12 protein-coding genes are annotated in these 20410 nt (G+C 58.4%); 4 read left to right on the forward strand and 8 right to left on the reverse strand.

Annotated elements, in window-relative coordinates; translation table 11 throughout:
* Positions 1-44: 44 nt before the first annotated feature.
* Positions 45-3251 (reverse strand): DUF637 domain-containing protein, encoded by a 3207-nt coding sequence (locus tag BCF11_RS26270; protein WP_098497804.1) that lies wholly within the window; start codon positions 3249-3251, stop codon positions 45-47.
* 154 nt (positions 3252-3405) lie between these two features.
* Positions 3406-3798 (reverse strand): nuclear transport factor 2 family protein, encoded by a 393-nt coding sequence (locus BCF11_RS26275; protein WP_098497805.1) that lies wholly within the window; start codon positions 3796-3798, stop codon positions 3406-3408.
* A gap of 205 nt (positions 3799-4003) precedes the next feature.
* Here BCF11_RS26275 and BCF11_RS26280 point away from each other — a divergent pair, with 205 nt between their 5' ends.
* From BCF11_RS26280 to BCF11_RS26295, 3 genes are all read left to right on the forward strand, one after another.
* The gene (locus tag BCF11_RS26280; RefSeq protein WP_098497806.1) at positions 4004-4324 is read left to right on the forward strand and encodes an antibiotic biosynthesis monooxygenase; all 321 of its coding nucleotides are present in this window, start codon (positions 4004-4006) and stop codon (positions 4322-4324) included.
* Between the two features lie 331 nt (positions 4325-4655).
* The gene (locus tag BCF11_RS26290; RefSeq protein ID WP_098497808.1) at positions 4656-4955 is read left to right on the forward strand and encodes a cyclic-phosphate processing receiver domain-containing protein; all 300 of its coding nucleotides are present in this window, start codon (positions 4656-4658) and stop codon (positions 4953-4955) included.
* Between the two features lie 135 nt (positions 4956-5090).
* Positions 5091-5699, forward strand: a complete 609-nt coding sequence (locus BCF11_RS26295; protein WP_098497809.1) for a hypothetical protein — start codon at positions 5091-5093, stop codon at positions 5697-5699.
* A 270-nt stretch (positions 5700-5969) separates the two neighbouring features.
* Here BCF11_RS26295 and pbpC read toward each other — a convergent pair whose 3' ends face one another.
* The 6 genes from pbpC to BCF11_RS26325 form a co-directional block, all read right to left on the reverse strand.
* Entirely contained in the window at positions 5970-8177 is a 2208-nt protein-coding gene (gene pbpC / locus BCF11_RS26300) for a penicillin-binding protein 1C (RefSeq protein WP_098497995.1), read from the reverse strand.
* A gap of 101 nt (positions 8178-8278) precedes the next feature.
* Positions 8279-14140 carry an alpha-2-macroglobulin gene (locus BCF11_RS26305; protein WP_098497810.1) on the reverse strand — a complete coding sequence of 1954 codons (5862 nt, stop codon included), beginning with the start codon at positions 14138-14140 and terminating at the stop codon, positions 8279-8281.
* A 78-nt stretch (positions 14141-14218) separates the two neighbouring features.
* Positions 14219-14554, reverse strand: coding sequence for a hypothetical protein (locus tag BCF11_RS26310; RefSeq protein ID WP_143751532.1), 336 nt, complete (start codon positions 14552-14554; stop codon positions 14219-14221).
* Positions 14555-14752: 198 nt separating this feature from the next.
* Positions 14753-16534, reverse strand: a complete 1782-nt coding sequence (locus BCF11_RS26315; protein ID WP_098497812.1) for a J domain-containing protein — start codon at positions 16532-16534, stop codon at positions 14753-14755.
* Positions 16534-18243, reverse strand: coding sequence for a molecular chaperone HscC (locus BCF11_RS26320; protein WP_098497996.1), 1710 nt, complete (start codon positions 18241-18243; stop codon positions 16534-16536). Before BCF11_RS26320 ends, BCF11_RS26315 begins: the two co-directional genes overlap by 1 nt.
* Before the next feature lie 212 nt (positions 18244-18455).
* The gene (locus tag BCF11_RS26325; RefSeq protein ID WP_098497813.1) at positions 18456-19910 is read right to left on the reverse strand and encodes an MFS transporter; all 1455 of its coding nucleotides are present in this window, start codon (positions 19908-19910) and stop codon (positions 18456-18458) included.
* Here BCF11_RS26325 and BCF11_RS28230 point away from each other — a divergent pair.
* A complete protein-coding gene (locus BCF11_RS28230; protein ID WP_199111282.1) occupies positions 19843-20100 on the forward strand; it encodes a hypothetical protein in 258 nt (85 codons plus the stop codon). The two genes, BCF11_RS26325 and BCF11_RS28230, sit on opposite strands and share 68 nt — an antisense overlap.
* Positions 20101-20410: the final 310 nt, after the last annotated feature.

Genomic DNA, 20410 nt, shown 5'->3' on the forward strand with positions numbered 1-20410 from the left:
GTCAATTTTACGTCACCTGTGGAAGACGAAATTTCAGGGAAAGCTCAATTGGCTTTTGCCGCGTTAGTTCCCGCTCCAGTCCCTGAAGCGTCGCTACTTTGGACTGCCGGATATACGATGCTCTGATTTGAAGTCAAGGTAGATCCACCAGTTTTAACCTCTACAATGGCCTGCCCCTGCGAGTTTAGATTGAATGATGTTATCGGTTTACCGTTGGAGTCAACCAACATTTTTCCGTTAGTGTCTTCTGCGATATATCCGGCTGGTATCTGAACAGTTGCGTTAGGAGCACCATTTAGAGCACAGTCAGCGACACATCGGGTAGAGCCATTCGTTAGGGTTACTTGGCCCTGAACTTGCATACCTTGCCCTTCAAAGTCAGATATAACTTCAGCCTCTGCAGCTTTTCCTACCGATCTGTTATTTACGATAGTGCTTGTAGTTGAAGACGGCCCACTTCCTGTACTTAAAATCAGTCCCAATCCACCGCAGAAAAGTGCCGCTGCCCCTACACATGATGATGGATGAGTCAGCAGATTGTTCGCCCACTGCCCAAGCTGATTCGGCAACCCCATAATGGAGTTTCCTAGATCCCCCAACCAAGCAGGTAAAGTCGTCCCGGTATTGGTAAACAATCCTGACTGATTTGTGCTTGGTGGCAGCAACCCATCCAGTGCCTCCAATTGCTGATCAAAAGTTGGTTTCCCCGGAAGTCCAAGACCTCCGATCGGAAGCGCTCCCATCATCGGTATAGGTCCGAACGGAGTCATCAATAGTCCCCCAACAGGGACTGCGCTCATCCACCATTTAGTAGTCGTAGCGTTATTAATCGTTTCGTTGGCCGCGGCATTTGCTGAAGTCGTCGCGTTGAGGCCGAGTGCCGCTGCAACACCGCCACCGGCGAGAATAGCCAGTGCATCGGTCGCCGTGTTATACGCCGAATTGTTATACGCCACGGTTGTCGTTTGCGTGCCATCGGCATTGTTGACGGTAGTGGTGGTGTCTTGGACGTTATAGAGACTATCCCGAATCAACGGTGCAACCACCGCACTGGTCGCGCCACCAACAGCGCCGGCAGAACAACTGTTACCAGCCAAGCTCGCTGCAGCACAACCCAATAGCGCATGGCTTGCAATGTTTGCGGCAATGGTGGTGTCCGTCGCGTTACCCATTCCAATACCAGGGATATTCTGCCCGATCCAATTCGCCCCAATTGCAGCAGCAGAGCCAATCAAATTATTTTTGAGTGCATTGCCGAAGCTGCCGCCCTCGATGATGGTCTGAACTCCTGCGCCAATGGCGCTGTTGGCCACGGTTGCACCGATTCGAATTCCTATCGAGGCAGTCGAGCTCGTAGCCTGCGTCAATGTAGTCCCTGGCAAACTATTAGTGACGCTTTGCGTACCACCAAGATTAGCCAGGCTATTAGGGTCGTTGGCCACGCTATCGAGCCCCACGCCATCGCCGCCATAGGTAATGCCCTGCGTCAATCCTGCGGTGATGCCGGAAACTGCCCCCGATTTCAAGGCCGCCCCCACATCCAGGTTGCCGGTAGTGATCAGTTGCGTTGCGGCGCTGCTCAATGTCCCTACAATCGCCCCTTGCACGGCAACGGATGCAACAGAAGCCACGACGCTGGCCCCCACTTCAGCAGCCGTCATGTCTGCGACCGCACCAACAACCGCTGCACCTGCACCGGCAGTCACGATCGAGATGGCTATGGCTGCCACGATCGCAACAATCATGGCTGTTGGATCGGCCTTCTTGGTCTGCACCCAAGTCTGGGTAATATTATTTTGGGCCGTGCTTTGGGTGAAATCGCTGCCTAACTGCGCCTGCAAGTTGCTCAGCACAGCCTGGCTACCGGCCTGATTCACTGAACCATCGGCATTAGTTTGCTGGAATTGGCCGCTGATGCTGTTGACGCGGTCAACGTTCAACTGATAGTTCGTCGCCGACAAGAAGCCGCCCGGCTGAACTTCAGTGCCGGTCAATTTTGTGTAGCCCTGGTCATTGGTACGAATCGTCTGGACGCCGATGTCGGCAGACCGCGCCTCGTTGTCGAGCTCGCCCGCATTGATGATTAACTGCTGGGCGCTGATATAGCCGGTATTCGTTACTGTGCCGTTCGGATTTTGTGCTGTCCCTGTGCCGGTGGCCGTCAACGTCACCTGGTTACCCTGGATGACGCCGCCGGCCAGCGCACCTTGCGTGGTTTGCGGCAGATAGACCTGCGGCATCAGCGCGTTGATGGTGCCGCATTGGAAGGTGCCAGCAGCTTTGCAACTCGGATCCGGCACGGTTTCTTCGACGTACCACAACATCGGCGCCGTCAGCGCATTGATCTGCTGTTGCGACAGCGCCTGGCCCAGCTGAATATGGTTCTCGGTCGCGTAGTTGATCGCGTTGCTGTACAAGACCGCTTTTTGCTGATCAGCCAGGCTTACCTGATTCTTGCTGTCCCATTGCACACCGCTGACGAAGCTGGCATTGCCGGTCTGCGCCAACGCAGCTTGTTGCAACTGCTGATCTTCGGTAAAGGGATCAAAATAGAACGGCACTGAGCCGTTCGGCTGCAACGCCGCCGGCAAGCTGTTCAGCAAGACTTGCGGCGTCAAACCACCCAACACATTGCTGGCCGGATTGGTGATCACATATTTCGGATCGTTCTTGGTGCTCTGGGTCGGCAAGCCGCCCTGTCCGGCCGGCGTACCCGCGGTGAAATGGAAATCGCCGTTGCCGACGGTGGACGTCGGCGCTGTCGCAAAGCCTTGGCTACCGATGGTTGCCGTTGAAATGCTGCCGTTACCGGCAACGGTCGACGCCGTATGGCTGCCAACAGGTGCTGTGGACGTGGCGCCATTGCCGCTGCTGCCGTTAGCGCTAGAAGTTGGTATCGACGTTTGCGGCCCTACATTTGGATTGGCATTGACCTGCGACGCGGCGCCGCCGGCCCCTGCTGCCTGGCTAGCACCATTTTGGGCGTTCGTCGCGGCAACCGGCACGCCTATCGGTCCCAATGGGATGATGTTTTTCGGGGTAGAACCCGCCGGCGTCATGACTTGCGGGTTGGTATAGCCGTTGGTGATGTTGCTGCCGGTCAGGTTGACCTGGTAGCCAGTGATGGCGCCGGTGTTTTGCAATGCGGCGTACTGGCCGCCCTGGCCGTTGACATTCAGGCTTCCAGCTGCCTGAATGATGCTGTTGGATTGATTCGGCGTATTGTTGTTGACCGGATCGTTCTCGCGCACGTGGTCGCAAGAACCCAGGCTGCAATGGTTTTCGACGTGGTTGTGGTAGCTAGTTACTGCCAGTACATCCGTCGCGCGCTTGGGGCGTTCTATCGCGACGGCAACTGATCCGTGACGGATTGAGATCGCAGACGAGCTATTTAACTGCAGACTCTCATTGAATTGCTTCGACCAAATGCTTTCGATTGGCGGGAGCGAGATAAGACTCAGGCCAGTACTCAACCAGCCCGGTGATCTTGCCGGCCACCACCGTGAAGAAGGAAATGGCTTTGGCCTCTTGCACGCCGTCGGTAATGCCGACCTCGGTCACAACCTCCGCTTCATTGCCGACAATGCGATGAATTGAAAAGCGCCACGGACCGTTTGCAGGGTATTCAGCATTCATCGCAGCGAACCGCTCCCTGCCACGGATGCGCTCATTGCTTTGCGGCCAATCGAGAATGAATTCATCGGCAAGCACCGCGCCGACTGCTGTGAAATCGTTGCAGGCCATGAGCCGCCAGAACTCCTGGACGACCGGGACTGCGGAACGGAATGCTGGGTTCATTTGACAAGCGCCTAACGTTTTATTTTGAGATGGGGATGAAGCTGATTGTCACTGATTTAACAACTATACTAGCTCAGTCTTGAGCTGACGTTGCCTGTCGCGCCTAATGCGGCCGCCATGTAAATGGCTGAGGCCAGCTACAGGCGGACGATCGCAACCATCTGCCGAAATCTCTGAGAACGTATAAATTTTTTAAGGGGATGTAATGTACTCCGCAACATTCATTTTTGAGACAAAGCAGTTTGATGATGATTTTCACCGGCTGGATGGGCTGATTGCGAAGGCTGCCAAGGAGAGCACCGGTTACCTCGGCGAGGAAGCCTGGGAAGACCCGAAAGCGGGACGAATCGTCAATGTGTACTACTGGGAATCGGAGCTCGGCCTGCAGCAATTAATCGCACATCCCAGTCACATTGAAGCAAAGCGGCGGTATTCTGAATGGCTTGGTGGCTATCAGGTCATCATTTCCAAAGTTATTCGAACATATGGCGACAACACGATGAACCATATTACTGAGGGCACATAAGTGCTTGCCTGCAATCGGCCAAAAGCCATCGTTCATATTGGTTTGAAACTGAACTGTTAAAAGCTGGATCATGATGGATAATCAGAAAATCGTCGCACAAAGGCATGCAAAAATCTTCGACGTCTGCGAAGAAAAACTTCAACGTTCCCTTTCAGACCACGAGCGAAATTTCGTGCGGAGCCGGGAAGGATTCATAGCGCTAGAGATGATTGAGGATTCGGTAGCTGCTATGTCGCCGCGAGAGTTGGTGGCGTACTTGAATTCCGAAATCGTCTCCTAACGATCAGAAGTGGACTTCTCTGTAGCTGGCAAGTTCAGAAATAAGGAAAACATGCGTATATTTTTAGATGATGAACGTACGACGCCAGAAGGATGGATTCGGGCGTATTGGCCTGATGAGGTTATTGCTTTGCAAAATGCAGGAGGAGTGACCGAACTCGGTCTTGACCATGGTCTTGGAGATGATACACGCGGTACCGGTTACGACGTCATAGCCTGGATAGAAGAAGCAGTGGCGATTCGAAATTTCCATCTCCCAAAAATTTCGGTCCATTCTGCAAATGCGTCGGCACGCGAAAAAATACTTGCCGGAGTTCGATCGATTGGAACATTCGCAAAACGCTTCTTATAGATGTCCACAATCGGCCAGAGGCTGACAGTCAATGCGACAATACGAAAGCAATCATAGCGCTGCTGAACGCACAATACAAAAATGTAAAAGACTAAAAAGCTCGAATCGGCCAAATTAGAAAGGCTTAGTTTATTGATGTTTAAATTCATTGTGGTAATTTGTGCTCTTGTTATGCCCTTTAGCGAGTCTATGTTCGCTCAGGAAATGACCCAGGCTTGGGAGGTACACGGCACGAGTCCAGCGGACACAGCAAAGGTGGCGAGTATTATTGAAGCACGGTTCAAAGAAATAAAACCACATTTCTACAACTCGGTGTCAACAACATTGACCAAAAATATTGTTACAGTTCGCTTCTCTGGTTGGCAGCCGACTTCCAAACAAACCGATATCTTGCTTCATACCGTAGGTAAACTAAGGATTACACTAGAGTTGAGGTTTCGAGAACAGGAACTACTACTGACCGAAAATGACATAGAAGATGCTGGATTTCTGAGAAACCCGCCACAACTCGCGCTCCGTTTGAAAGATGCAGCCTCAAAGCGGATAACAGCCCGCACCCAAAATGCAACGGGGCAAACTATCGACGTAATTTGGGATGGGCGACTCGTTAATCGCTTGCGAATTGCTGAACCCTTGAAGAAAGATATATCTCTCACTGCACTGTCAGAGGATGAGGCTCAACTAATGAGTGTTGTTCTTCAAACTGGGGCACTTCCAAATGGCGTGACGCTCACGCCAAGGTAAATAGATTATCGGTTGTACTCTAACCGACCAAGTTACGATTCTTTGTATTGTATTTAGCTACGCGTCGACGATGGTGCATGTTTCGAAACTGTATTGTCACTAATCACCGGCGCTCAAGCGAGCATGGCTGACTGTCTGGTTTGGAGAGATTTGACAGGCAGTTCAGGGGCGTTTCCGGACGAAACCTCGTACAACGAATGTCAGATAAAATTTAATCTAATACAATTTAACGTCGGCAATCCGAATGGCACTGCCGAACGTCCGCATCAATTATCTTTTCACGCGACGCCCAGATTTCGGAGCTGCTTCTCTTTCAACAGCGCCGCGCACCTCAAACCGGACCTGATCCAGCACTGCCTGCTTATCGTCCAACAATTCCAGCACATGCCGCCCCGGCCATGGCATCCAGTCGAATGCGAGCTGCGGGTTTTGCGTATGCGCCCGCCGGCTATTCTTTTTCTTGCCGCCTTTAAACGCCGCTTCCGGCATGGCCAGCTGTTTGCCGTCTAGCCGCCATATGGCATTGGACACACCGCCCGCTTCAAACCGTATGCGCTGCCGCTCCGGCGGGATATCGGGGTCCAGCGCCACCAGCATGCCTGCCGTCGGATAGCGTATCGCAATGCCGATGTCGTCGGATTTCGCGGTCCTGATCAGCGCCTGCTCGGTCCCGGCCAGGAAATATTCCTGGCGCGGCGCTTCTTGCTTGTCTTGGTAGCTGACCTCCTGCGCCACCACACCATCCGGCTTTTGTGGAATGGTCTGGCGCTGCTGGTCGCGTGTGTGCAGGTATTGCATGACTTCCTGCCAGATCGGGGCGGCGCCGGTGACGCCGGAGACGTCCCACATCGGCAGGCCGGAGGCGTTACCGACCCAGACGCCGACGGTATAGCGGTCTGAATAGCCGACCGCCCAGTTGTCGCGCATGTCTTTCGAGGTGCCGGTCTTGACTGCGGTCCAGACCCGCGTCGACAACGCATTCTCAAGGCCGAAGGTGCGGCTGCGGGCGCTGCGGTCGGACAGGATGTCGCCGATGATGAAGGCGGCGCCGGGGTCCATCGCCTTGCTCATTTTTACCGGCGGGTCGCTCAGCGAGGTTCGTATGCCGCTGTAGCGGCCCTGGTTCGACAGCGCGCGGTAGGCATTGGTCAGCGCCAGCAGGCTGACATCGGCGCTGCCCAGCGCCAGGCTGTAGCCGTAGTAGTCGCCGGATTCGCGCAGCTGGAAGCCAAGGTTTTGCAGGCGTTGGAAAAAGGCGGTCGGCGTCACTGTGACCAGGGTACGCACCGCTGGAATATTCAGCGATGAACCGAGCGCGGTGCGCACGCTGACCAGGCCTTTGAACTGTTTGTCGTAGTTTTGCGGGATATACAAGCCGCTGGCGGTCGGCAGGTTGATGGCGGCGTCGTTGAGCAGCGAGGCGGCCGTCATCCATTTCTTTTCGATCGCCATCTCGTACAGGAAGGGCTTCAGGGTCGAGCCGGCTTGGCGCAAGGCCACCACGCCGTCGACCTCGGCGGCATTGGAAAAGGTACTGCTGGAGCCGACCCAGGCCAGCACGTCGCCGCTGGCGTTGTCGATGGCGAGGATGGCGCCGTCCTGGATGTTGCGGTCGGTCAGCGCCGCCAGCTGCCGCTGCAGGGCGTCGGTGGCGATGCGTTGCACGCCGCCATCCAAGGTCGAGCGCAGCGATTGTCCCGGCGTGCGCAGCAGCTTGCGCGCCAAATGCGGCGCCAGCTGCGGCGCGGTGGTGGTGACCACCACTTCGGAATTGGAGCCGGTACGCGCCAGCGCCAGCAAGGTGAAGCTTTCCAGGTCCTTGCACTCCTGGCCGGCCTGCTGTTCCTGCAGGATGCGGCAGGCGCGTTCGGTGACTCGGGCCGGGGTGGCGTTGGGGCCGCGGATCAGGGCTACGGCGATCGCCGCTTCGCGCCGGCTCAGGCCGCCCGGATGCTTGCCGAACAAGACACGCGACAAGGCATGGATGCCGACCAGTTCGCCGCGAAAGCTGACCAGATTCAGATAGGCTTCCAGGATCTGGTCCTTGCGCCAGTTGCGCTCCAACAGCTGCGCGACCATTACCTGCGACAGCTTCTGGCTGAAGGAGCGCGGCGAATTGCGGCGCCGCAGATCGTCGTCCAGCAAACCGGCCAGCTGCATGGTGATGGTCGAGGCGCCGCGGGTGCGGCTGTTCCACAGATTGCCCCAGGCGGCGGCCGCTACCGCATTCCAGTCGACCCCGCTATGCTGGTAGAAGCGTCGGTCTTCCGACGCCACCAGGGCGTTGCGCAAGGCTGGCGAGACATCTTCCAGCGCCACCCAGGATAAGCGCCGCTCATGCGGATTCAGACGGATCTGCTGCAGCAGCTGGCCCTTGCGGTCGTACAGGCTGGCTTCGGAGGAACGGAATTCCCGCTGGACGTCGGCGAATTTTTGCAGCGCATGCGCCGGCGCGGCGCTCAAGGCCAGCAACAGCATGGCCGCAAGCGGCCAGCCTTTCAGAGATGGCAGACAGCCCCGGCTTCCGGACGCCGCAGCGTTTTCGCTGCCTGCGCCGAAAGCCGCGTTTTGCTTCAATTTCACTTCACCGTCCATTTCGGATTAGGGCTTTCGCCAAACATTTCCGGCGCATACATCGCTTCCACCCGGGTCGGCGGCAAGCTGAACTCACCCGGATTGTTGAGGCGGAAGGTATAGGTCATGGTGAATTTACCCTTAGGCACGTATTCATAGTAGCTGCGGAAAGACTCGAAGCTGCGCTCTTCATACGCCAGCCAGGCGCTGCCGCTGGGCCGCTGGCTGCTGGTGGCGATCGCCGAATCGCGGCCCAGGCCGGAGCCCAGCAAGGTGGCGCCGGACGGAATCGGATCGGTCGCCACCACCCAGGTCATGTCTGTCTGGGCATCGATCTCCAGGTCGACCCGATAGATATCGCCGCGGCTGTATTTGCCCTTTTCCTTTTGCTCGACCGGCACGATGTTCTTGGTGATCCGGTAACCGCTGGAGAACGGCTTCTTCAGGACTACTGCCGCCAGGCTTTGCACGGTAACCCATGGCGCGCCGCTGCCGGCGTGGCTCAGCTTGAGCTCCGCCGGTACCGCGGTGACAGGCCATGGCAGTTGCAGCTTGCCGCCTTCCGCCGTCGTGGTCGGCCAGCTGAAGCTTTGGCTGTTCGCCACCGCAGCGCCCTGCTCCAGAGAAGCCTTGGTCACGCCAGCAACTTTTTCCGCCTCGAACTTCTGGCTGAATTTTTGCATGGCCAGGCTGCCCCAGACGTTGGCCGTAGTGGTCGCCCAATGGCCGCGCGACTGCCGCTGGATGGCGCCGTTGATCAGCTTCGGCATGTCTTCCTTCCAGGCCGGATTGTCGAGCATGGTCAGCACCAGCCGGGTGGCGTTGACATCGCCGCCGGCCATCAGCCACCACCAATAGTCATCGGTCTCGGTGGAGAATCCCATGCGCGTGCTTTGGTAGTTCAGGCGGGCGCGGATGATCTGGTCGGCTTCGGCCAGGCGCTTGGCGCGGTCGGGAATGCTGGAGACCCGCTGCAGGACGTTGATCCAGTCCAGCACCGCCGATGTCGGCCACAGGTTGGGCGACAGCTGGATCGAATCCAGCATGGCCGGCCGCACCCGGTCATAGCGCGACAACGCTTCCAGCGCAGCCAGCTTGCGCACGTCCAGATCCTTCTTGGGCGACCAGAAATCGCGCGTGATCTTGCCTTCGACAAAAGCGGCCAGGCCATCCAGCATCTTGTCGCGGCTTTGCTGCGGAATCGCAAAGCCGGACTCTTGCGTGACTGCCAGCAGATAGGCGGTCAGGGTGTCGCTGCCACGCCCGGCATTGCTTGCGCTAGGCGGATAGTAGTAAGCCAGGCCGTCGCTGTCGAGATAGGTCGGCAGGTCGTTGGCCACCTTTTGCCAGGCGACGTCGTCACGCAAACCGATGGCGCGCGAAGTTTTTTGCTCCAGGCAGGAGAAAGGATAGTTGACGAAATAACGCCGCAAGCCTTCGCTATTGCCGGCCAGCGAAGACGCCAGCGATACCGCCAGGCCACCGCGGCCCGGCAAGCCGTCGGCCGGCGGCGCCACCGCCATGCTGAACGGCTTGTCGAGCTGGAACATGGTGGCCTGCTGCACCGTCACCGGCACTGCCGGCACCACGCGCTGGGTGAACTTGATGGCGTCCTTGACCTTGGGTCCGCCCTGCTCCTGGGCATTGATTTCCCACACCAGCTGCTTGGCGTCGGCCGGCACGGTCACCGCCCACACCAGTTCGCGCGATTCGCCAGCCGGAATGCTCACATCCTTGGCGGGCAATGGCGTAGCTAGGCCGGCGGCCTGGGCAGTCGCGTTGACTTGCATGACGCGGGTGGTGGTGTTACGCACCGTCACCATCGCGCTGAAATCATCGCCCTCGCGCACCAGCGGCGGCAAGCCGGAGATCAGCTGCAGGTCCTGGGTCGAGCGGATGCTGACGGCGCCGGTACCGAACAGGCTGTCGCCGCTCTGCGCCACGGCGACGATCTTGAAGCTGGTCAGGGCGTCGTTGAGGGGCACGTCGATCTGGGCGCGGCCATTGGCGTCCAGCACGATGGCCGGTTTCCACAGCAGCAGAGTATCAAACAGTTCGCGGGTCGGCGACTTGCCGCCGCCACCGCCAGCCGGTATCGCCTTGCGGCCGTAGTGGCGCTTGCCCACCACCTGCATCTGCGCAGTCGAGGTTTCCACTCCGTAGCTGCGCCGCTGCAGCATGGCCTGCAGCAGGTCCCAGCTCTTGTTCGGCTCCAGTTCGAGCAAGGCTTCATCCACCGCCGCCAAGGCGATTTCCGCGCCGGCGGCCGGTTTGCCGCTCGGCAGGTTGACCTGGATGTTCACCTTGGCGGTGGTGCGGATGGCGTAGCTAGGCTGGTCGGCCTTGACCGTCACCGCCAGCTGGTTGGCGGCGCTGCCCACTGAGATTTCGGCGATGCCGAACTTGTAGGCCGGCTTGGCCAGGTCGACGGTGGCGCTTGGGGCCTGGTATTCCTTGAACTCATGCCACCAGTTCAAGGGTTCTTTCCAGCCCCAGGTAAAGAAGGAATACCAGGGGACGTCGCGCATGCGGCCGCGCACCGCCAACACCGAGACGAAGATGTTTGGTGCATAGCCGGCCTTGACCGGCAGGCTGAAGGTCGGATCCTGGCCGTTCAGCTGCAGCACCTGGGTTTCGACCACGCCTTCGCGTTCCACCGCCACCAGCACGGTGGCATAGCGGAACGGCATGCGCACCTGGAACTTGGCGGTTTCGCCCGGCTGGTAACTCTTCTTCTCCGGCAGGATATCGATACGGTCCTGGTTTTCGCCATCGAACCACAGCTCGCCCTGCTTGGTCACCCATACCGAGCTGGTGGCGACCGACAACTTGCCGCTGTCGTCCTTGCCCTTGGCCGTCAGTTCGATATTGCCCGGCTCCGACAGTTCGACGGTACAGATCATCAAGCCGCGGGCGTCGGTTTTACCCGAGCACAGCGAACCCAGGTCGGTGCCGGTGCTGGTGTTTTCATAGGCGTAGAAACCGCCGACCATACGCTTGCGATGCGAGTTGGTGACCTTGGACGAACCACTGATCTCAATCGGCACGCCGCTTTGCGGCTGGCCCGCGGCATTCAGGGCGACCGCGGTCAAGGTCAGCTTCTTCTTGACCGAGACCCACTCCCCCGCCTTGAGGCCGACCACTACCGCTGCCGGCCAGACCGGGGTAACGCTCGACACGGTCTGGATTTCACCATTCGGATCGGCGAAAGTCATTTCCGTCAGCAATTCCTTGGGCGCCGTGATCGCCGGCAAATCCTTCACCACAGTCTTGCCGCCGCCGTTCTTGTCCAGCGTCACCGGCAATTTGTCGGCGACGATCTTCTGGTCGTCGGCGCTGCTGTCTCCCTCGTTGCGCGCGGCGGAAAAGGAATAGCCGTCGTAGGCGGAAAAGCTCACGCCCTTGCTGCGCAACAGGCTGGTGACGTGCACCGACTGGCCGGAAGCGCCGCCGCCGTTCAGGTAGTTCAACTGCACGTCCAGCGGCACTTCCTTCGGCGCCACCAGGCTTTTCGGTGGCGTGATCCGCCCTTGCAGCAACGGCAGGCGGAATTCCTCGACCCGGAAGCTGCCTGTGCTGTAACTGCGGCGGCCGTGGCCCTCGTCATCGCCCTCGTCGGCACTCTCGCTGTCGCCATTCGCGCTACCGGCCTCGGCGACGTTCTTCGGCGCGCCGCTGTCGAGCATCACTTCATAGCTGCCGAGCTTGGCTTCTTTCGGGATCTCAAACACGGTTTCGGCATTTTTCTGGCCGCGCCAGGCCAAGGCAAACTGGTACTCCTGGCCGCTGCCCTGATGAATGATGCGCACCCGGGTCGGCAGCTTGTCTTTCGCCAGCAGGCCGAAACCCTGCATGGTCTCGGTGCGAATCACATGCTTCATCGACACCGTTTCGCCGGCGCGGAACAAGGTGCGGTCGAACACGGTGTGGGCCCGCACGGTGGAAGCCTTGTCGGTATCGGTCGGCAGGTTGAAGCGCCAGGATTCGATGCCGTTGTTCCAGGAAGTCAAGGCAAACGCCATGTCGGCGCGGCCTTTTTCATCGGTCTTGCGGGCGCTGACAAAGTATCCGGAGATTTTCCCCGATTCGCCGTCGCCGCCGTTGCGGCACACGTCGTCCGGGAATTCCGGCACCATCACGATCCCGGTCTTGTCGGTCTTGCCGCGCCACAGTTCGGTGCCGGTGCAGTCGGAAATCCGTACATCGGCATCGCTCACCGGCTTGGCATTATCCAGCGTGGTGACCCACACCGCGCCGTTCTGGCGGCCGATCTTGACGTGCACCGACAGATTGGTCACCAGCGCGCTGGTGCGCACGAACATCGGCGCGGCCTTGCCCAGCAGTGCCGCGCCCAGCTTTTGCGATTCCAGTTCCACGATATAGAAGCCGGGATCCTTGAGCGGAATGCCGATCACTTCAAACGGCCGTATGCCGTCCTTGTTTTCCGGCGACTGCGGCAGCACCAGGGTCTTGACACCGGCCTGCTTGGCCAGGATGCCGATGCTGCGCGTTTCCACCGGCTTCTTGTTGATGGTGATGCTGCTCTCGTGATAGCGGTTAAGCTTGGTCAGCCAGGCGATGATGCTTTGGTCGTCCGTGACTTTGAGGTTGCTGACATTGCCCGGATGGATCTTGCCGTCGGCGCTGCGCGCAACCATGCTGGCCTCGACGTTGCGCAGGGTAACCGGCAAGGTGGCGTCGGCGTTGAGTTCGATGATGCCGAACGGCGCCGAGGGGAATTTCGCCAGCGGCGGATAATCCGCCATGCGGGTTTTCATCGGGAAGGCGGCAGCGTTCGACAAGGGACGGCCGTTTTCATCCTGGAAGTCTTTCGGCAGCTCGATGCTGAGTTCCGACTTTTCGGCGAAAGGCGGATTGAAGGTCAGCTGCGTCACCGTATCTGCGGTGTCGGTTTTGTCAAAGAATGGCTTGAGCTTGCCGTTGGCGCCGCTCAGCGTGACATTTTCCGCCAGCTTGCGCGGCACCGGCGAGGTAAACAGCAGGCGTGCAGGCAGAATCGGCGCGCAGGCCGCATTGGCATTTTCGCGCTCGCAGCTGAAACTGGCGGTAAAGCTCGGCCGCACCTTGAACTTGAACACCTGCGGCTGGCGGCTGGCGATGCCGGACGGCGTCATCACGCCCTTGTCCCAGGTCAGGCTGACCGCGCTGTCGTTAGGAAGGCGCTGCTGGCACTGCAGTGTGCTGACGCGCTCGGGATTGATTTTTTCGGCAAAATGCTCGAGCAGGTCCTTGCGCACCGTGCCGGCGATCAGTTTTACCGGGATCCGTTCATGCACGCCTTCCGCTTCGCAATACACATGCTGCAAGATGCTTTCGCTGGTCGCTGCGCCGTTCTGCACCAGGATGAAAATCTGCTCTTCCTCGATGCGCTCTCCCGACGGCATGACATTGATCACGGCGGGACCGCCGGTATTGAATTGAAAGCTGGTTTTACCGGACACCGCGGCGCCGGACAATAACTTGAAGCCCGGCTTGAGCGTGAAGCTGCAGCGCGTACCCGGCCCTATGTCCTTAACGAAATCATAGATCCAGTTGCGCTCATCGGCCCAGCGGCCGCTGCCAGCCTCGGCGCAGCTGATATCGAAGGGCATCGGCGCCTTCGGATCGCCAAATTTGACGGCCGCTTCCGAGAAATTGACGCGCACCTGGCGCACCTGGGTGATGTCGCCCTGCGGAGAAAAGCTATTGATGCCGGCGGCATGCGCCATCTGGCTGAACAGCATGGCTGCAAGCAGCGCAAGGATAAGCCGGCCGCTAGCTCGCGGGAAGCTGCAGGCGAAAAAAAACAGCCCCGGAAAATTCATGGCGCTGTTGCTTGCTGTTTTACGCTCGATTACTTGTCGCATGGACGTCCTCAGACTAGGAAAACATGAAAACGGCAGCTTGCCGTGCGCTGTGCCGTTCTATTTTTAAAACCGACTACTTCAGGACGATCGCCCCACAAGCAGATTGACCAGCATGAACAGGCCGATCGCGCCGGCAATGAACGCCCAGTACTGCATCTTGATGAAGAACAAAGAATGGTCCGGCTTCAAAATCACTTCGGCGCCAGTCTGCTTGTCGAGCAAAACCCGGTTCTTCAGCGGCGAATTGAACTTGTTTCCGGCTTGCCAGATCGCGCCTGCGGAAAGGATCATCCCGAGCGCAGCACCATAGGCTACGGATAAGCCGGCTTTTTCAAAAAGCACCGTCGTCAATACTACTATCAATGTCGTGATGACAATCACCAATAGACCCCATCCTTTCCAGATCACAATCATTTCGTCGTCCTGTATTCATCTTGTATTTAGGCGGATAAAAAGCTCTATCCCGAATAGGCGCAACGCAAAACCAGCCATTTACAGGCTGGTCCCGCAATTTTGCGCCATTAATTTTGTTGCAATTTTTTTGTTGCTATTCTACAACTAATTACATTGGATTGCGACAACTAAATTTAATCGGAATGATGGAGATCGCTCTCAAGAGAATTTGCGGCCGCTATCTCTGCAAACCTGGAGATTGCAGCCGATGAACAAGGCCATGACGAGCAGCAAGGTCGAAGTCAAATGGATGGAAGGAATCGTTTTTTCGAGTACTGCGCTGGCTACAATGGTCACTAGGCCAAAGGCATACACTCTCATGCCGGTAGCGCCGCTGCCGAGATAAACGTTGGCAATCGGAAAGCTCAGTAAACACCAGATCCATGCCGCCACGGCAGGCACAATATAGTGCTCCGGCGTGGCCAGAGTCCCCAGATAAAACACCAGCCCGGCGATTCCAAGCCAGGCTAAGCGAATCTTCCAGAGAGAACTGCCGGAAAAATTCGACAAGCCATAGTAGTACTCGCCGCCCCGCACCAGCATGGTCGCGATAGGCAGCGCGATCAGGCTGCACTCCCAAAATCCGAATCCTGGAAAAATGGAGAGCCCTAGTCCGCCGATTCCTCCTAAGACACTGGCCAGCAGGACAACAATAATGAAGCCGACGATATTGAGAAAGCGCCACGCCGCAAACGAGGAAAGCAGCAGGCATACGAACAAGCCCACATCGATCAGGCCATGCGCCAACTCGCTGCGGAGATCGAACATGGAGGCGGTCGAGCACAGCACGAACAGAGGCATCCAGCCGACCTGCACCCGTTTCGTCAGATGTTTGGCGTACAGCCACTGCATTATGCGTTGCGGGATGCCGCGCTTGACCGCCAGGTAAGCCAGCCAGAGCGCGCCTGCTTCGATCACGGCAAAACTTGCCACCGCGACCGCATCCTGCAGGTTTTCCGGGATCAAGCTGGCGCACAAGGCCCTGAGCAAACCGAACACCAGCGCGCCGCACAGCAAGGCAACGACGCCCGAATGCACGCTCAGTCGCGGCGTATGTACTTGCCGCTCCCACCATGCGAAGACTTCTGCATTGAGGCGATACGCCAGCAGTTCAGAGGAGTGCCAGCGGATTCTTTGCGCCAGCTCCTTCATTTCAGCCACGAATTTGCGCTCGTACAATCGCATAGAACGCTTGGGAACCACGGTCTGTATCAATGCCAGGGCGGCCTTCGAGCCGACGATGGCGGAATTTTCCAGCCATTTGTATCCCTGATCCGCCTGGTAGCGGGCCAGCGCCGTCCGCGCCAGCTCTGGATTGTGCTGGAACAGATGCTGCGCATTGTCGACCCAGCCGAAGTGTTCGACCATGGCGGCACGCGCCGTCTGGTCGGCATTCTGGCTGGCGCAGTATTGCATCGCGTGGAATTCAAAGGCATCGCGGACGTCGAAATTCTCGAAATCCTCGGTCTTCACGAAGTTTGCCAGGATCGCGGAGGTATAGCGCAACTTCCCGGGCGTCATCTGCAGCATCAAGGCCTGCCACAGAGAATCCGCCGCTGCTGCCGCATCAAACGCCGGCTGCACGGCCTCCAGCAAGCTTGCCTGGTCTTGATGCAAGGCGACGGCGCGCTTGTCCGCAGCGGGCCGGGAAAGCGCCGCGGCTTCCACTTCCACTTTCGCTGGCGCTGCCGGCTCTCCTGCCGCAGCCGCATCTTGCGCGACGGCCGGCAATTCCGGTTCTTCATCCTTGCGGGAAAACGAATGCTGGATCAGTGTCAAGGCGCGCTCATACGCCTGCCTCAAGGCCTGGAATTTTTCCGGATCGTCGTCCGGACGCACCACCTTCAGGCGCTTGGCATAGGCGCGCTTGACGGTGCGTTCATCGTCGGAAGGCGGGATATCGAGGGCGCTCCAGATCCACTGGTTCCATTCAGAGTGCATCAGATGTAGCTTTCATTTTCGACGTGATCGAGATGCTTCTTCAACTCTGCGCGCGCATGCCGGATCTCATCCATCTTCTGCGATTCAAGCAGCGCCTGAAACGAAGCGATGCGATGCGAAAGAAAGGTCCTTACATCCCCTAACGACTGCTCGTACAGGCGCTCCGCGCGCGCCATCAAGGCCCGGTTTTCGGCCTGGCTGCGCGGGTGGATCTTGAGGTGCTCCAGCTCCTGGAAACGCTGTTCGATTTGCTCGGGCGACATGACGCCGGGATTTTCCGCAATCACCAGCTTGTGTACCTGATCGGTCCCGGTCACCGTGGCTTCGGCCTCCAGGATGCCGTTCAGGTCGTAGGTGAAGCGCACATCGACCGCGATCTGGCCCGCCTTCTTCGGCGGCACCGGGAACTGGATCGTTCCAAGGTAGACATTGTCTTTCACCAGGCGCGACTCGCCCTGGTAGATCGCCACATGCAGTTCCTTCTGGTTATCCTGGATGGTGGTGATGTTTTCGACGCGCGACACCGGCACCACCATATTGCGCTCGATGATCGGCAGGTAATGGCCAGGGATGTATTGGTTCGGGCCGACCTGGCGCGAAATCGCGATCCCCAGCGAATAAGGCGAAACGTCGGTCATGACGACTTCATCCAGCGCCGAATCGCGCATTTTCAGGCCGGCCTGTACCGCCGCGCCCAGCGCCACCACCTCATCTGGATTGAAATGCACCAGCGGGAAGCGGCCGAACATGCGCGACACCAGCTTGCGCACCATTGGCATGCGCGTGGCGCCGCCGGCCAGTACGATCTTGTCCAGCGTCGCGGCGCGGATGCGGGCATCACGCAAGGCCCGTTCGATCGGGGCTCGCAAGCGCGCCAGCAACGGCTCCGCCAGCTTGGTGAAGGCTTCTTCATCGATGAGCCATTTATATTCCTGCTCGCCGTACTGCATGCGCATGGTGACGCTGGAAGCATCCGAAAGCTGGCGCTTGACCTTCTCGGCCTCGTCGCGCAAGCGCTGGTCCTGCTGGGGCGTGCGCAGCATGCCGTCCATCGATGCCCGCAAGCCGCTTTTTTCCACAAAGGCGTCGCACAGCAAGGTGGCGAAATCTTCACCGCCGAGGAAATTGTCTCCCGCCGATGCCCTGACCTCCATGACGCCTTCGAACATTTCCAGGATCGAGATGTCGAAAGTGCCGCCGCCCAGGTCGAACACCAGGAATTTGCTCTCGGCAGCGACATCCTGCATGCCATATGCCAGCGCCGCTGCGGTAGGTTCGTTCAGCAGCCGCTCCACCTTCAAGCCTGCCAGCTGGCCGGCGACACGGGTAGCCTTGCGCTGGGCGTCGCTAAAATAAGCGGGGACAGTGATGATGGCTTCTTCCACGGCTTCGCCGAGGAAATTCTCGGCATCCGCTTTCAGGGAACGCAGCACCATGGACGACAGTTCTTCGGGACGAAACTCCTTGCCGGCCAGGCGAATTTTCTTTTCGCTGCCCATATAGCGCTTGAACAGGGCCGCGCTGCGGTTGGGATGGGTTTGCAAGCGCTCCTGCGCCGCCCTGCCGACCAGCACGCTGCCATCTTCATCGATGCTAACGCAAGACGGCGTCAGGTTTTCACCTAAGGCGTTGGGAATGATATGGGACTGTCCATCGCGCCAAACTGACACCAGGCTGTTGGTGGTGCCGAGATCTATGCCAATAATCATCATTATTCGTTTCTAGTTTTGTGATTCTAGTTTTGTAATAGCTGCTGCTGTCACGCTCCCTTGGGCCAGACCGATTTCAACTGAAAAAACGGCGCCGGCGATCAACCGTCGATTGTAAATGAAACAAGTTGGCAAATTGCAATATCGCACGATATTCCGATGCAATTCTGGGACTCTGTAGCGTTTTTGTCACTCAGCGCCCTGCCTGCCGCTCAGCGGGCGCTGCCGGTCCGCGCCTGATGCGCGCCGCCGCCGAGATTGCTGCCGGCATTCCGCGCCAGTCCGCGATAACCGAGCACGGTCAACAGCGTCAGCACACCCGCCATCACGAAAGCCCAGTGAAAGTCGGCGAGCACGAAATGGACGTCCGGCGCCGCCGGCATCATCGCGCCAGCGCCGCGAAAATAGGCGGCGACCCGCAACGCCAGCGCGCCAAAGGCGATGCCCATGCCGATCGTCATCTGCTGCGCCACGCTCCACAAGGTGCTGGCGGCGCTTTTTTGCGCTTCGCCGATATCGGCATAGGCCAACGTTGCCAGCGTCGAGAACTGCAGGGAACGCGCCAGGCCGTAGATGAACAAGGTCAGCAATATCCATGGCAGCGGCGTGGCAGGAGTCAGCCGGCTGCAGGTGATCACGAACAGCGCGGCGATCGTGACGTTGGTGACGGCGACCCGGCGGAAGCCGTAGCGCCGGATGATGCGCGTGGTGAACATTTTCATACCCAGGTTGCCGAGCGCGCTGGCCAGCAGCAGCAAGCCGGAACGGAACGCCGACAGGCCGAAGCCGATCTGGAACAGCAGCGGCAGCAGATAAGGCACTGCCTCAATGCCGATGCGGGTGGCCGACCCGGTAAGCACCGTGACCGAAAAGGTCGGCACTTTCAAGGTCGAAAAATCAAGCAAGGGATGGGCGCTGCCCAGCGCATGGCGATAGGCAATCGCGCCCAGGACCAAGCCAGCCAGCACAAAACTCAGGGCCGCCAGCAGATTGGCCTCCATGTGGCTGGCCAGTTCGGTGCCGTACAACAGAGAGGTCAAGGCAGCGCCGCTGAGCACGAAGCCCGGCATGTCGAGCGGCCGCCGGTTGCCGCCGCGCTCATTCGGCACCATGGCGATCACCGCAGTCAAAGCCGCTATGCCGAACGGCACATTCATCAGGAAGATCCAGTGCCAGGAAGCATAGGTAGTGATGAAGCCGCCGATGGAAGGACCGACTACCGGCGCCACGATGGCCGGCCAGGTGATGGTCGAGATCGCCTGCATCAGCCGGTCTTTGCTGGTGTTGCGCACTACGATCAGGCGCCCGACCGGCACCATCATGGCGCCGCCCATTCCTTGCAGGATGCGGGCAGCGGTGAATTCGACGACGCTGCTGGACAAACCGCACAGCACCGAAGCCAGCGTAAACACCACGATCGCGGCGCCGAATACCGTGCGTGAACCTACGCGGTCGGCGACCCAGCCGCTGACCGGAATGAATACCGCCAGGGTCAGCATGTAAGCGGTCATGCCAAGGCTGAGCTCATTCGGTCCGACGTGGAAATCACGCGCCATCTGCGGCAAGGCGGTGGCGATGATGGTGGTGTCCAGGTACTCCATGAAGAAGGTGGCAGCGACAATCAAAGGTAAGCAACCGGTGCGCGATTTGGCAGATTCTGCTGACATGAAGCCCCTCGGGAAAATGGCTGGACCATTGGCCGATCCGCTCAACGCTGGAGTATACAAAGAACCGTGGAAACGCGCTTGCAGCCTGGCGATTCGGCCTGATCGCGTATTTCCGGAAAGCGTTTTAGAGCGCCAAAAACAGGCGCTTAAAAAACAGACAGATCTTTCTGTTTTTAGTTACAACTTGTAACACTAGTTACAAAATAAAGAGCAACATATATTGCCACTCAGAAATAATTCCTTTAGTCTAAATTCCTGAGAAGACTGAAGAAAAATTTAGAAACATTGTGCATAACAGTTGCAGCAGCGATATTTTCCCGCGCGTGTTGCCGGCGCCATGAGGGAGGCCTTAGCTGCCGATGATCCTCAAGAGGAACGCCTTATGCCTTGCCATGGATTCGAATCAGCCATCCTGTTTCTGCCGGAATTGTCGGCCGACGATTCCGCTCGCAGCTCTGGACTCTGCGCCTGCCGCTTGCCGGCATCCGTCGAGGCCATGC

This window comes from Collimonas sp. PA-H2 (assembly GCF_002564105.1).
Classification (GTDB): domain Bacteria; phylum Pseudomonadota; class Gammaproteobacteria; order Burkholderiales; family Burkholderiaceae_D; genus Collimonas.